Source organism: Cupriavidus sp. 05N40 (genome assembly GCF_056397305.1).
Map to the genome: position 1 here is coordinate 45,991 of NZ_JBFTND010000003.1, position 13,502 is coordinate 59,492.

Genomic DNA, 13,502 nt, shown 5'->3' on the forward strand with positions numbered 1-13,502 from the left:
GAGAAAAACTTGGGGTGCCTTCAAGTAAATCCACGTTGTCGCGCTGGCGGCTTGTTCCTAGACTTCGTCACCAATGCAGCTTCCGGCAGCGGCGCACGCGCTACGGCGCCCCGGCCCGCGCTGCCCGGCGAAGCGGCAAGAAGCAAATCCCGCATGGAGACAGAGACAAGATGGCCCTCATCAACTACATCACCCAGATCCAGATCGATTTCGGCGCGATCGCGCTGCTGCAGCAGGAATGCGAGCGCATCGGCATCGCCCGGCCGCTGGTCGTCACGGACGCCGGCGTCAAGGCGGCCGGCATCCTGGAGCGCGTGCTGGCGCAACTGCCCGYCGGCGCCGGCGCCGTGGTCTTCGACGGCACCCCGTCCAACCCCACCGAACGCGCCATGCGCGAGGCCGTGGCGCTGTTCGTCGAGCACCGCTGCGACGGCATCATCGCGGTGGGCGGCGGCTCGCCGATCGACCTGGCCAAGGGCGTGGCGGTCTGCGCCACGCACGAAGGCCCGCTCAAGACCTTCGCCGCCATCGAGGGCGGCACGGCCCGCATCACTGCGGCCACCGCGCCGCTGATCGCCGTGCCCACCACCGCCGGCACCGGCAGCGAAGTGGGCCGCGGCGCGGTGCTGATCCTCGACGACGGGCGCAAGGTCGGCGTGCTGTCGCCCTACCTGGTGCCGCGCGTGGCCATCTGCGACCCCGAACTGACCTTCGGCCTGCCGCCGAAACTGACCGCGGCCACCGGCATGGATGCCATCGCCCATTGCATCGAGACCTTCCTGGCGCCGGCGTTCAACCCGCCGGCCGACGGCATCGCGCTGGACGGGCTGCGGCGTGCCTGGATGCATATCGAGACGGCGACGGCGCAGCCGCAAGACCGTACCGCGCGGCTCAACATGATGAGCGCCTCGATGCAGGGCGCGCTGGCCTTCCAGAAGGGACTGGGCTGCGTGCACAGCCTGAGCCATTCGCTGGGCGGGCTGGATCCGTCGCTGCACCACGGCACGCTCAACGCGATCCTGCTGCCCGCGGTGATCCGCTTCAACGCGGCCGCGCCGTCGGTGCGCGGCGAGCAGCGCCTGGAGCGCATGGCGCAGGCCATGCAGCTCGACGGCCCCGGGTCGATCGGCCCGGCCATCGACGCGATGAACCGGCGCCTGGGCCTGCCGTCGGGCCTGGCGGAACTGGGCGTCACGCCTGCCCTGTTCCCGCGCATCGTCGAGGGCGCGCTGGCCGACCACTGCCACAAGACCAATCCACGCCTGGCCAGCGCGGACGAATACGCGGCCATGCTGCACGAGGCAATGTAGGCACGGCGGCGGCGCGCACGGGCCAACGCAGTCCATCGCAGTCCATAGCAGTCCGATAAAAAAAACAGACTGGAGACAACATGCATCGCAGGACCTTCCTCACCGCAGCCGCGGCCGGCGCCGCCACGCTGGCCTCGCCCCTGGCGTTCGCGCAGGCGATGCCCGCCGGCCCGGTCYGCATCGTGGTCGGCTTTCCGCCCGGCGGCGGCACCGATGTGATGGCGCGCGTGATCGCCAACAAGCTGGGCGAGATGTGGCACACCTCGGTGATCGTGGAAAACCGGGCCGGCGCGGCCGGCGTGATCGCCGCGGAGTACACCGCCAAGCAGCCGGCCGATGGCACCACGCTGCTGATGACCAACATCAGCAACCACGCCATCGCGCCCAGCCTGTACCCCAAGCTCGGCTACGTGGTCGAGCGCGACTTCACGCCCATCATGCTGGTGGGCGTCACGCCCAACCTGCTGATCTGCAGCCCGCACGAAGGCGCCAGGACGCTCAACGACGTGATCGACCAGTGCCGCAAGCGCCCGGGCAAGGTCACCTTCGGCTCGTCAGGGGCCGGCGCGGCCCAGCACCTGGCGCTGGAGCTGTTCAAGCTGCGCGCCGGCGTGGACGCGCTGCATGTGCCCTACCGCGGCTCCGCGCCGATGCTGACCGACCTGATCGGCGGCCAGATCGATTTCAGCTTCGAGACCATGACCTCGGCCACGCCGCAGATCCAGGGCGGCAAGCTGACGGCCATCGCGCAGACCCGGCCCACGCGCGCGAAGAGCTTCCCCGGCGTGCCGACCGTGGCCGAATCCGGCTTCCCCGGCTTCGATGCCAGCACCTGGTACGGGCTGGTGGGCCCGGCACGCATGCCGCCCGCCATGGTGCAGAAGATGAACGCGGACATGAACAACGTGCTGGCGATGCCCGAGGTCGCGGACAAGCTCGCCGGGTTCGGGGCCGAGGACGGTGGCGGCAGCGCCGACCGCTTTGCTTCGTTTATCTCCGCAGAGACCACCAAGTGGGCCAAGGTGGTCAAAGAGGCCAAGGTGAAGGTCTGACATGCACCGCCGCACCACCCCGGAGCAGGCGCTGACGGCGGCCGCCGCGCGCCCCCCGCCCGTCCCGCCCGCCTGAGCGCCGCGCGCCATCCGGCAAGACCCGGGATGCACCCGGGCACGCCATCCAAACCATCCCTAGGAGACACCATGAGACACGCAATCTCGCGCGCAATCTCGCGCGCCATTTCGCATACCGTGCTGGCCGCATTGCTCGCCGGCGCAGCCAGCATCGCGGCCGCGCAATCGCCCATCAGGCTGCGCTTCGCCCACACCGTGCCGGAGACCGATTCCCAGCACCTCGCCGCGCTGTCGTTCAGCAAGAAGGTCAAGGAGCGCACGCAGGGCGCGATCGAGATCCAGGTCTTCGCCAACAGCCAGCTCGGCAACGACACCACGCTGGTCACGGGCATCCGCAGCGGCACCATCGACATCGGCGCTACCGGCAACCCCTTCGTCACCGGCCTGGTGCCCAAGCTCAACGCGCTGGACCTGCCCTATCAGTTCGACGATGGCCCGCAGGCTTACCGCACGCTGGACGGCGCGGTCGGGCGCGGGCTGCTGGACGAACTCGGCGCGCACCAGATCAAGGGCCTGGCGTTCTGGGAGATCGGCTTTCGCAGCCTGGGCAACAACAAGCGCCAGATCAGCAAGGCCGACGATATCCGCGGCCTGAAGATCCGCACCACGCCCAACCCGTCCCACATCAAGGCGTTCCAGTTGCTGGGCGCGAGCCCGCAGCCAATGCCGTTCGCCGAGGTCTTCGGCGCGCTGGAATCGGGCGCGGTGGACGGCCAGGAGAACCCGCCCACGCTGATGCTTTCGTCCAAGATGTTCGAAGTGCAGAAGTACCTCTCGCTGACGCGCCATGCCTACACCGCGCTGGTGGTGCTGATGAACAAGGCGAAGTTCGATTCGCTCAAGCCCGAATACCAGAAGATCCTGCTCGAGGAGGCCGCCGCGGCCGCCACCTACCAGCGCAAGCTCAATGCCGACAACGAAGCGGCCGCCATCGCGCAACTGCGCGCCAAGGGCATGCAGGTCAACGAGCATCCGGACGTGGCGAGCATCAGGAAGATCGTCAAGGAAGAGACGCGCCAGCTCTACGTGCAGAAGAACGGCGACGCCGTGCTGCGCGCCATCGACGGCCAGCGCTGAGACCGCTCATGGACAACCTGACCCTGCCGTCGGCCATCGTCGACGCCCACCATCACCTCTGGCGGCTCGGCGACGATGCGCGCTACCCGTGGCTGCAGGAACGCTACGACGCGCAAGCCTTCTTCCTGGGCGATTACAGCGCGCTGCGCACCGACTTCGGCCCGGAAGCCTACCTGGCGCAGTGGGCGGGGCTGCCCCTGGCGGCCACCATCCACGTCGAAGCCGAACGCCATCCCGCCGAGTCCCTCGCCGAGACCGGCTGGCTACACCGCATCCATGCCGTGCACGGCTTGCCCAACGCCATCGTGGCGCATGTGGATTTCAACGGCGCCGAGCTGGAGCAGCGCCTGCTGGCGCAGGCCGCCTTCCCGCTGGTGCGCGGCGTGCGGTGCAAGCCGCGCACCAGCGCACGCGCCGACCTGAGCGTACGCGGGCAGCCCGGCACCTTGCAGGACGCGCGCTGGCTCGAAGGCCTGCGGCTGCTGGCCGAGCACGGGCTCTCATGGGATCTGCGCGTGCCGTTCTGGCACCTGCACGAAGCGGCCGATGCGGTGGCGATGTTCCCGGGGCTGCGCGTGGTGCTGGAACACACCGGACTGCCGTGGGACCGCTCCGAGCAGGGACTCGCGGCATGGCGCCGCGGCATGGAGGCGCTGGCGCGCCTGCCGGACGTGCACGTGAAGCTGTCCGAATTCGGACTGCCCGGCGCGCCGTGGGACCGCGCCGGCAACGTGCGGGTCATCCGTCAGGCCCTGGACATCTTCGGCTGGCAGCGCTGCATGTTCGCCAGCAACCTGCCGGTGTCGGGCCTGCGCGCGGGCCTGGGGGAAGTGGTTGCGACGGTGGCCGAAGCGCTGCGCGGGCTGGATGCCACGGCGGCGGATGCGGTCTGGCGCGGCAACGCGCTGCGCTTCTACCGCGCCGAGGTGTCGATGCAGCTGGCGCAAGCCGCGCCATAGCGCCGGCACCGCATCGCCAGACAACAATTCAGCGAGACAAGCCATGATCGATACAACGACAGAAACGGAAGAACCCGCCGTCACCCGCGCCTTCGTGCGGACGGCGGAAGGCGCGATGGTGGCCATGATGGCCGTGATGATCGTGCTGGTATTTGCCAATGTGGTGCTGCGCTACGCCTTCAACTCGGGCATCGCGTTTTCCGAGGAAGCCTCGCGCTTCGTCTTCATGTGGCTGACCCTGACCGGCGCGCTGCTGGTGATGCGCGACAAGGCCCACCTCGGCATGTCCACCGTGGTGTCACGGCTCGGCGAGCCCGGCCAGCGACTGTGCCGCTTCCTCTCCGACCTGGGTGCGCTGGCCTGCTGCCTGCTGCTCGCCAACGGCGCGTGGAAGCTGGTGGTGATCGGCATGGACGACATGGCCCCGGTAACGGGCGTGCCCATCGGCCTGGTGTACGCCTGCCTGCTGTTCAGCAGCGTGGGCATGGCCGGGCTGCTGGCGCACTCGCTGTGGCGCCTGCTCAGCGGGCGCATGCCCAGCGCGGAACTGGTGCCGGAATCCGGCGCTAGCGGCGAATGACCCCCTGGAGACTGTCATGACCATCGTTGTATTCGTCGGCTCGCTGCTCGGCGCCATGGCGCTCGGCATGCCGATCGCATTCTCACTGCTCGTCTCCGGCATCGCGCTGATGATGCACCTGGGCAACTTCGACACGCAGATCATCGCGCAGAACATGCTCGAAGGCGTGAACAACTATCCGCTCATGGCGGTGCCGTTCTTCATGCTGGCCGGCGAGCTGATGAACGCGGGCGGGCTGTCCACCCGCATCGTCAAGGTGGCGGAAGCCGCCGTGGGCCATGTGCGCGGCGGGCTCGGCTATGTCGCGATCATCGCCGCCACCGTGGTGGCCAGCATCTCCGGCTCGGCGGTGGCGGACACCGCCGCGGTGGCGGCCCTGCTGATCCCGATGATGCGCAAGGCCGGCTATAACGTGCCGCGCTCGGCCGGCCTGATCGCGGCGGGCGGGATCATCGCGCCGGTGATTCCGCCGTCGATCGCCATCGTGGTGTTCGGCGTGGTGGCGCAGGTATCGATCACCAAGCTGTTCCTGGCCGGCATCGCGCCCGGCGCCATGATGGCGCTGACGCTGACCGCCACGTGGTACGTCTGCGCGCGCAAGGACAAGGCGGCCGCCGCCACGCAGCGCTTCGAGCTGCGCCGCCTGCTGCGCGCGCTGATGGATGGGGTGTGGGCGCTGGTGCTGCCGGTGGTGATCATCGGCGGCATGAAGATCGGGGCCTTCACGCCCACCGAGGCGGCCGTCGTGGCGGTGGTCTACGCCATGGCGGTGGGCCGCTTCGTGTACGGCGAACTGGACCTGCGCGCGCTGCCGCGGCTGATCGTCACCGCCACCAAGACCTCCAGCACCGTGCTGTTCCTGGTGGCCTGCGCGCTGGTCTCGGCGTGGCTGATCACCATCGCCAATATCCCGGCGCAGGTGACCGCGCTGCTCGAYCCTTTCATCGACAACAAGATCCTGCTGATGTTCGTGATCATGGTGCTGGTGATCATCGTCGGCACGGCGCTGGATCTCATGCCGACCGTGTTGATCATGACGCCGATCCTGATGCCGGTGATCACCAAGGCCGGCATCGACCCGGTGTACTTCGGCGTGATGTTCATCCTCAACAACGCCATCGGGCTGCTGACCCCGCCGGTGGGCACCGTGCTCAACGTGGTGGCGGGGACGTCGCGCGCCAGCCTGGACAGCGTGATCTCGGGCGTGTGGCCGTTCCTGCTGTCGCTGACGACGCTGATGTTCCTGTTCGTGCTGTTCCCGCAGCTCATCCTGGTGCCGGCGAGCTGGCTGCGCTAGGGATCTCGGCGACACGATGCCAGCGAAGGCGGCCACACAGGCGGAAACGAAGACGAATTGATCCGACACCCCGGATTCGAGACCTGACCGAAACCAACCACTTACACAACGAAGCCTTACACAACGAAGACGGAGACAGAGATGAACGAAGCCATGATCAAAGACATGAAGCAGACCGCGGGCAAGGCCGTGGACAAAACCATGGACAAGGCCGCGGCGCCGGCCCCGCTTGGGCGCCGCCTCGCACGGCTCGGCAAGGCCCTCGCGGCCGGTGGCGTCATTGCGCTTGGCCTGGCGGCCGCGCCCGCCAGCGCCCAGTCGAGCGAATGCGCCGCGGCGCAAGCCACGGCCCAGAACCCCACCTACCCGAGCGCCAGCGTCAAGCGCTACATCAAGACCCCGACCGGCTACCTGCTGGTGCTGCGCATGGGCGACAACGTCTTCGAGCAGATCGAAGCCTTTGCCATCTGCGAACGCGTGCCCAGCGCCAGCCTCAGCGCGATCGGCTTTACCAACGTGACCTTCGGCTTCTGGGACGCGGACAAGAAAGCCTTCAACCCCAGGACCTTCCGCAACGTGGAAATGGCCAGCATCGTCGGCAGCCTGGCATGGAAGGACGGCAAGCCGTCGATCCACGCACACGGCGTCGCCGGCGACAGCAAGTTCGACACCTATGGCGGCCACATCCTGTCGATGGAGGTCGGCACCGGCTCGCTCGAGGTGACGGTCACGGTCTATCCCCAGCAGCTCGAGCGCGCCATCGATCCGCGCATCGGGGCCAATGTGCTGGGGCTGTAGCCAGTTGAAACGGAGCTGGCCGGGCGCCCGTCCGGGCCAGCTCCGGATACGCCGCGAAGGCCATATTCATCAGCTATCGCCGCGGCCTCGCCCTGCTCCGTGACCGTGGGCGCCGGTGGCCCCACCGGGGCCTCTATTGCGCCTGTGGCGGACCGCCTTCGCTGGCCGTCCCGCCATTCTGCGCCGGCGCCAGCACGGCGGCAGGCAAACCCGGCGCGGGCGCGGCTGCCGGCGCACTTGCCGGCGGCGCCGCGGGCAAGCCGGCCGACGCCGGTGCCGGCACCGCCGCCGAGGCATCTCCCGCATACGGCAGGCCGCCATCGCCGGCTGACGGCGCGGCGGCTGCCACGCTGGCATCACTGGCCGCCGGCGTGGCTTCGGCGGCAACAGTGGGGCGCGGCGCGCGGCGCGGCGGCGGCGGCGGTGCCGCGGGCTTGGGCGCCGCGCCGAACAGGCGCTGGTACCAGCCGCGCACGGTGCCGGTGAGCGTGTCCCAGAATCCCGTCTGCTCCTGTTCGACGAAGCGCACGTTGGCGTCGATCACGCGGGCGCGCAGCGAGCGCTGGAAGAAATCGCCCACCATGGGCAGTGCGCTGTGCGCGCCCTGCCCCCAGTAGTCGCTGCGCAGCGTCACGCGGCTGTCGTTGAAGCCGACCCAGGCGCCCGCCACCAGTTGCGGGTGCATCAGGATGAACCAGCCGTCGGCGTTGTCCTGCGTGGTGCCGGTCTTGCCCGCCACGTCGGCGCGGATGCCAAAGCGCGTGCGGATGCTGCTGCCGGTGCCGCGATCGATCACGCCGCGCATGACATCGAGCAGCGTCTGCACGGTGGCGACCGGCAGCGCCTGCTCGGGCGAAGCGTGGCGGAAGGTCTCGAGCACTTCGCCCTTGCGGTCTTCGATGCGGGTGACCATCACCGGCTCTAGATAGGCGCCCTGGTTGGCGATGGTGCCGTAGGCCGCGACCATTTCCTTGAGCGTGACGGGGCTGGTACCGAGCGCCAGCGACGGCACGGTTTCGAGCCGGCTTTGCCGCACGCCCATGGCGCGCGCGAGCCTGGCCACCTTGTCCGGCCCGACGGTCTGCATCAGTTGCGCGGTGATGGTGTTCTTGGAGTACACCAGGCCGTCGCGCAGGCTCATGGCGCGCCCGCTCGGCGGGCCGTCGTCGGAGGGCCGCCACACTTCGCCGCCGGCCAGCGGGATTGCCACGGCCTGGTCGACAAAGGTGTCGTCGGGGCTGGCGCCCTGCTGGAAGGCTGCGCCGTAGACGAAGGGCTTGAAGGTGGAGCCCGGCTGGCGCTGGGCCTGCTGCACGTGGTCGAAGGCGTCCTGGCTGAAATCGCGGCTGCCCACCCAGGCCTTGATCTCGCCGCTGCGCGGGTCCAGCGCCAGGAAACCGGCCTGGACGCGGGTCTTGGTCTGGCGCAGCGCCTGCATGAACGCGCTGTCCGCCAACAGGGTCTTCATGGCCGCGTCGGCGGGCTGCCCGGCCTCGCGCGCGGCGCGGTATTCCGGCGTTTCGCGCACGAAGGCCTGCACCAGCTCGCGGTTGGCGGCCCAGCCCGAGCGGGGCGCCCAGGCGGCATCGGCGATGCCCTGCAGCTGGTTGCCCTGGCGCGTCACGGCCTGGCTGGCCAGCGCCTGCAGGCGCGAATCGATGGTGGTGCGCACCACCAGCCCGTCGGTATAGATGTTGTAGTCGTTGCGGTCGGCCCAGTTGATCAGCCATTTGCGCAGCTGCTGGGCGAAGTGCGGGGCCGGGCCGGGCGGCTCGGTCTGCCGTTCGAAATCGATGCGCAGCGGCCGCTTCTTCAGCTGCTCGAACCGGGCCGGCTCCAGCTTCTCGTACTTGACCATCTGCGCCAGCACGATATTGCGCCGCTGCAGCGCCCGCTCGGGATTGATGACCGGGTTGTAGTAGCTATTGCCCTTGAGCATGCCGATCAGCGTGGCGCTTTCCAGCACGTCGAGCTTGCCCGCCGACTTGTCGAAATACGTGCGCGCCGCCATCTCGATGCCGTAGGCGTTGTAGAGAAACGGCACGGTGTTGAGATAGGTCTCGAGGATCTCGTCCTTGGTATAGAGGGCTTCGATCTTCAGCGCGGTGACGGCTTCCTTGAGCTTGCGCGTGAGCGTGGGGGCACGGCCGATCTCGTCGGGATAGAGATTGCGCGCGAGCTGCTGGGTGATGGTGGAGCCGCCCTGGCGGTCGCCGGAGAACGTGTGCAGCGCGGCCGAGCCGAGCCGCCGCCAGTCCAGCCCGAAATGCTGGTAGAAGCGATGATCCTCGGTGGCGATCAGCGCGGTGGTCACATTGGGCGAGATATCGGCCAGGCGGACCCATTCGCGGTTGGCCCACCGGTACACGGCCAGCTCCTTGCCATCGGCGGACAGCACCTGCGCGGGCTGGTCGGACTTGGCCTTGCGGATATCGCTGATGCCCGGCGTGAACGGCACCAGCACCAGCACGTACAACAGGAACAGCAGCGGCACGGCGGCAATTGCCTTGAGCACGCCGCGCCGCGTGGGGCGGCGCAGTCGGGCAAGGCGCTCGGCGGCAAAGGTTTTGATCTGGTCCGGATTCATGAAGCAAGCAGCATTGGACGGCGGCGCGGCCCGGCGCGCGGCCGGCCCGCCGTCAATGGAAAGGCCTGCATCCTACCAAAAACGCATGGCGCCGCAGCGGCGTGGCGTTGGCGGCGCATGGCGCCGGCGTGCCGCTCAGTCGAAACGATGATCGAGCAGCACCAGGCTTTCGTCCACCTTGTCCCAGCGCGCCACGTAGCTGGCATCGAAGCGCACCACGCGCTTGAGCTCGGGCGCATACCACGCCACCGCCGTGTAGGGCACCGAACTTTGCGAGCCGCCGCCGGAGAAACCGTAGAAGGGGCGCATCACGTACCCCTTGTAATCAATGCGCAGCACGCGGAAGCTGCCCGCGGGCACGGTGATGGTGGACTCGCCGGTGGCTTCGCCGCTGAGCTCCGTGGGCAGGTCGGTGCCGGGCTGCTTGTAGCTGTACTTCCAGCGCATGCCCGGCTTGACGTTCTCCGGCACCCAGCCGCGCGGCGGCGAGACGGCATCGAAGTCGCCGCCGGCAGGCGTGGCGATCTCGACGCGGCCATCCCGGCTCTCGATGCGCGCGCCCTGGTTGAAGCTCACGCGCTCGGCCTCGACCTTGTCGACGCGGTAGACCACCGGGCGGCGCTTGTGGGTCAGCTTGTCGACCAGCTCGTAGCGCCAGACCTCGCCCACCGCCGGCGACTGTTTCCCGGCTGCGATCCCACCTGCCTCGTCGGTGGCAACGGGAGCCGCGGCTGCGGGCGCGGGTGCGGCTGCCGGCGCCAGCAGCGATGGCTTGTAGCTGGCCATCGCCGCCGTGCCGCGTTCCCTGGCTGCCGCGATCCAGTTCGCGGGCACAGCCTTGAGCAGCTTGTCGCCCGCATCGGCGCGTCCCGCCAGCACGCCCACCAGCCGGCCGCTGTCGTCGAAGACGCCGCCGCCGCTGGCCGCGCTCGGCATCTGCACCGTGATCTCGATGCGGTCCAGCTTGCCGTCCGCGCCGGCGCGCAGGCCCGCCACGCTGCCTTCCTGCAGCGCGACGCCCGCGGCTTCCGGGCTGGCGGCGGCCACGATCTTCTGGCCGAAGGATGGCGCCGCCGCGGCGGTTATGACCACCGCCGGCGCGCTGAAATTGGCCACGCGCAGCAGGCACAGGTCGCGCTCGACGTCGGGCGCTTCCAGCGTGGCGTCATAGCTCACGTTGTCGCGCCGCACGGCGATGCCGCTCGCGCCGGCCAGCACGTGGCAGGCCGTGACGAGCTGCCCGCGGCCCCGACCACTACGGCCGAGCCCGAAGACAGCGGCGCGTTGTTCTGGCCCATCGTGCGCACGCCGTAGACGCTGGGCGTGATCTTGGCGAGCAGCTGTGCGCTGTCGAGCGCGTGGGCGCTGGCGGCGGCGAGTGCAAAGGCCGCGGGAAACGCGGACAGCACGGTACGGCGCATGCGGTGCGATGGCGTGGTCATAGGGTGGGACTGGAAGTGGAAAGCAGGGATACCCGGATGCGGGAAAGCCGGGATGCACGGACAGGGAGCGTGGCGATTGCCTCGGCGCGGCCGCATCGGACAGCGTGCGGCTGCAACCGGGCGCCGCACCGCTGCGCCTGCAAGGCAGCCGCAAGCCCGGCCGGCAAGCCCTGTGATTCCCATCCCTGTAACCCCGCCCGTTCTTGTTGTCTGTCTTCGTTGTGGCCGTATTCTGCAGTGGCCATGCGGATTGGACAAGGGCGCGGTGCCGGCGGCCTTCAGCCGCCCTGTTGCTCCCGCGCATCCGCGAACGCGGCTTCGGCGCGCTGCCGGAGATAATCGCGCAGGTCGGCCGGCCACAAGGCGACCAGTTCGTCGAAGCGCGCGCGCTCTCCCGCGAACAAGGCACGTGCCACCTCTTCGAAGTTGGCGCCGCCGCCGGCCGCCGCCGCCATGAAGCGGTAGCTTGCCTCCTGCGCCCTGCGGATACGGTCCTTGCCCGCGCCGGCCCTGCGCGCGTCCTCCACCAGCTTGCGCAGCGCCACCGACGCCCCGCCGGGTTGCGCGGCAAGCCAGTCCCAGTGGCGCGGCAGCAGCGTGACCTCGCGCGCCACCACGCCCAGCCGCGGCCGGCCGGGACCGCGCGGCGTTTCGGCTTCGGGCGCCTGCTGCGCGTCGGGGAAGGGCGCGGCCTGCTCCATGGCGGCGATGCGCGCGRCCACCTCGTCGGCCGTGCCGCGGAAATCGACCTCCACCTGATGGCAGTCGTCATCGCCGAAGATCAGCACGCCGGCGACGGGCTCGTCGGCAAAGCGCTCCCTGACCTGCCGCGCCACCAGCGCGAGCGCGCCCGCGGCGATGCGCCTGCTGCCTTCGAAGGCGGTGTATTGCGCTGGCTGGATCTCACTCATGACGGTCTGGCGTTGCCGCGAAAGATGAACAATGACGCCGATAATACCCGGGTAAAATAGCCCAGTCAATATTACCCGGGTAAAAATGCGGCGGCCCGTCCGGGACCGGCGGACGAAACATCACAGGCGGCGGAGCGCCCGCTGTGGCCTTACCTATACTGGAAGCCTCGGTCCTGGCGCCGGCTTGCATCCCGGAGCCCGCCGCGAGGCCACGTAACCGAAGACCTGAAGATCCGCTGGGGGGACTGCCATGCAACGTTCCATCGTCGTCGCGCTCTTGCTGCCGCTTATGCTGGCCGGTTGCATATCGTTCAGCAGCAGCGACCCCAATCCGCCCAACAAGACGCCCGTGGTAGTGCCGCCGCCCGGCTCCTCCGTCTACTGCAGCCCCGCGCCCTGCTAACGGCGCGCGGCCGGCTACGGCGCGTCCCTGCCCTGCGCGGCAGCGGCTGCGCGCGCCTGCCGCATGATGCCGCCCGCGAATAACGCGCCGCCCACGGGCAACCCGGCGGACCGCAAGGCGTCCGCCGTCCACGTATTGCAGGTATAGAGGCCGTCGTAGGAGCCGGTCGCGCCGAAGAACAGGCTGCCCGGATAGGGCCCCTGGCCGAGCCTCACAGGCAAGCCCGCGCCGTCCTTCTCCACCGCATCGCGCAGATAGCCGCGCAGGCCCCGCAGGCCGGCTTCGTCCACCCCGAGGCTGACCACGTCGCCGGCGCCGAACGCGGCCGCCGGCGTGTCGCGCAGCACCGTCATCAACAGCGCGCCCGGGCCCGGGAACATGGCCGAGAACATCGCTGTCCAGCTATGGTCGTGCGTGATGACGTAGCGCCGGTCGCCAAAGCCGAAGCAGAGGAAGCGCGCGCCATCGAAACCCCGCGCCAGCGCGCCCACCCACTCGCCGGCATCCTCGCTGCGCAGGCAGATATCGGTATGCCAGCCGCGCGCCACCACGGCGATGGCGGTAACGGCCGGACCCGGCGGCTTGCCCGCGGGCGCGGGCGTGGTGGCGCAGCCGGCCAGCACGAACGGCAAGAGCAGCGCCGCGGCGCGGGCCGGGATACTTGATCGGGGGCAGGGCAAGGGCGGATACCGGGACTCACTGGATCCGCGCCGCGGCGTGCGGCGAGGAAATCGCACTCTTGATGGTAGGCGACGGCCGGCGTGGCGCCGGCCGCATAGACGCGCAAGCGCACAAAACCGGCACCGCGCGTGACGCGCACTGCCTTTGGCCGCGCTGCTGTGTGCTCGCCGCCAGTTGCCGGCAGCGATATTCAAAATAATTCAACAACTTATTGATTTTGCGGCCACTCGCGCGCGCTCGCACTGCCTAAACTTGCTTTCACAGGCAGGCACTGAAGCCAACCAAAGCAAGACTCCCAAGATTCAAAATTTCGCAATCATCGAGGAA

General features: G+C 69.2%; 13 protein-coding genes. 8 read left to right on the plus strand and 5 right to left on the minus strand.

Going from position 1 to position 13,502, the window contains the following annotated elements:
• Positions 1–170: 170 nt before the first annotated feature.
• The 7 genes from AC1DO7_RS01470 to AC1DO7_RS01500 all read left to right on the plus strand — a co-directional run bounded on the left by AC1DO7_RS01470 (position 171) and on the right by AC1DO7_RS01500 (position 7,151).
• Positions 171–1,310 (plus strand): iron-containing alcohol dehydrogenase, encoded by a 1,140-nt coding sequence (locus AC1DO7_RS01470; RefSeq protein ID WP_477115712.1) that lies wholly within the window; start codon positions 171–173, stop codon positions 1,308–1,310.
• Between the two features lie 80 nt (positions 1,311–1,390).
• Entirely contained in the window at positions 1,391–2,362 is a 972-nt protein-coding gene (locus AC1DO7_RS01475) for a Bug family tripartite tricarboxylate transporter substrate binding protein (protein ID WP_477115713.1), read from the plus strand.
• A gap of 147 nt (positions 2,363–2,509) precedes the next feature.
• On the plus strand, positions 2,510–3,517 hold the full coding sequence (locus AC1DO7_RS01480; protein ID WP_441612054.1) for a DctP family TRAP transporter solute-binding subunit: 1,008 nt from the start codon (positions 2,510–2,512) through the stop codon (positions 3,515–3,517).
• An 8-nt stretch (positions 3,518–3,525) separates the two neighbouring features.
• On the plus strand, positions 3,526–4,476 hold the full coding sequence (locus AC1DO7_RS01485) for an amidohydrolase family protein (protein WP_441612053.1): 951 nt from the start codon (positions 3,526–3,528) through the stop codon (positions 4,474–4,476).
• 43 nt (positions 4,477–4,519) lie between these two features.
• Positions 4,520–5,056 carry a TRAP transporter small permease gene (locus tag AC1DO7_RS01490; RefSeq protein WP_441612052.1) on the plus strand — a complete coding sequence of 179 codons (537 nt, stop codon included), beginning with the start codon at positions 4,520–4,522 and terminating at the stop codon, positions 5,054–5,056.
• 16 nt (positions 5,057–5,072) lie between these two features.
• On the plus strand, positions 5,073–6,353 hold the full coding sequence (locus AC1DO7_RS01495) for a TRAP transporter large permease (protein WP_441612051.1): 1,281 nt from the start codon (positions 5,073–5,075) through the stop codon (positions 6,351–6,353).
• 141 nt (positions 6,354–6,494) lie between these two features.
• Positions 6,495–7,151, plus strand: a complete 657-nt coding sequence (locus tag AC1DO7_RS01500; protein WP_441612050.1) for a PPC domain-containing DNA-binding protein — start codon at positions 6,495–6,497, stop codon at positions 7,149–7,151.
• A gap of 133 nt (positions 7,152–7,284) precedes the next feature.
• On the opposite strand, the gene AC1DO7_RS01505 is transcribed toward AC1DO7_RS01500, so the two are convergent.
• The 4 genes from AC1DO7_RS01505 to AC1DO7_RS01520 form a co-directional block, all read right to left on the minus strand.
• Positions 7,285–9,738, minus strand: a complete 2,454-nt coding sequence (locus AC1DO7_RS01505; protein WP_441612049.1) for a penicillin-binding protein 1A — start codon at positions 9,736–9,738, stop codon at positions 7,285–7,287.
• 135 nt (positions 9,739–9,873) lie between these two features.
• Positions 9,874–10,956: a S1 family peptidase gene (locus tag AC1DO7_RS01510; protein ID WP_441643124.1), complete on the minus strand. Its 1,083-nt coding sequence runs from the start codon at positions 10,954–10,956 to the stop codon at positions 9,874–9,876.
• Positions 10,911–11,180 (minus strand): hypothetical protein, encoded by a 270-nt coding sequence (locus AC1DO7_RS01515; protein WP_441612047.1) that lies wholly within the window; start codon positions 11,178–11,180, stop codon positions 10,911–10,913. The genes AC1DO7_RS01510 and AC1DO7_RS01515 overlap by 46 nt, the downstream gene beginning before the upstream one ends.
• Before the next feature lie 278 nt (positions 11,181–11,458).
• The gene (locus tag AC1DO7_RS01520) at positions 11,459–12,091 is read right to left on the minus strand and encodes a DUF2239 family protein (RefSeq protein WP_477115714.1); all 633 of its coding nucleotides are present in this window, start codon (positions 12,089–12,091) and stop codon (positions 11,459–11,461) included.
• A 250-nt stretch (positions 12,092–12,341) separates the two neighbouring features.
• On the opposite strand from AC1DO7_RS01520, the gene AC1DO7_RS01525 reads away from it, so the two are divergent.
• Positions 12,342–12,494 (plus strand): hypothetical protein, encoded by a 153-nt coding sequence (locus tag AC1DO7_RS01525; protein ID WP_441612045.1) that lies wholly within the window; start codon positions 12,342–12,344, stop codon positions 12,492–12,494.
• 14 nt (positions 12,495–12,508) lie between these two features.
• Here AC1DO7_RS01525 and AC1DO7_RS01530 read toward each other — a convergent pair whose 3' ends face one another.
• Positions 12,509–13,117 (minus strand): DUF2459 domain-containing protein, encoded by a 609-nt coding sequence (locus AC1DO7_RS01530; RefSeq protein ID WP_441612274.1) that lies wholly within the window; start codon positions 13,115–13,117, stop codon positions 12,509–12,511.
• Positions 13,118–13,502: the final 385 nt, after the last annotated feature.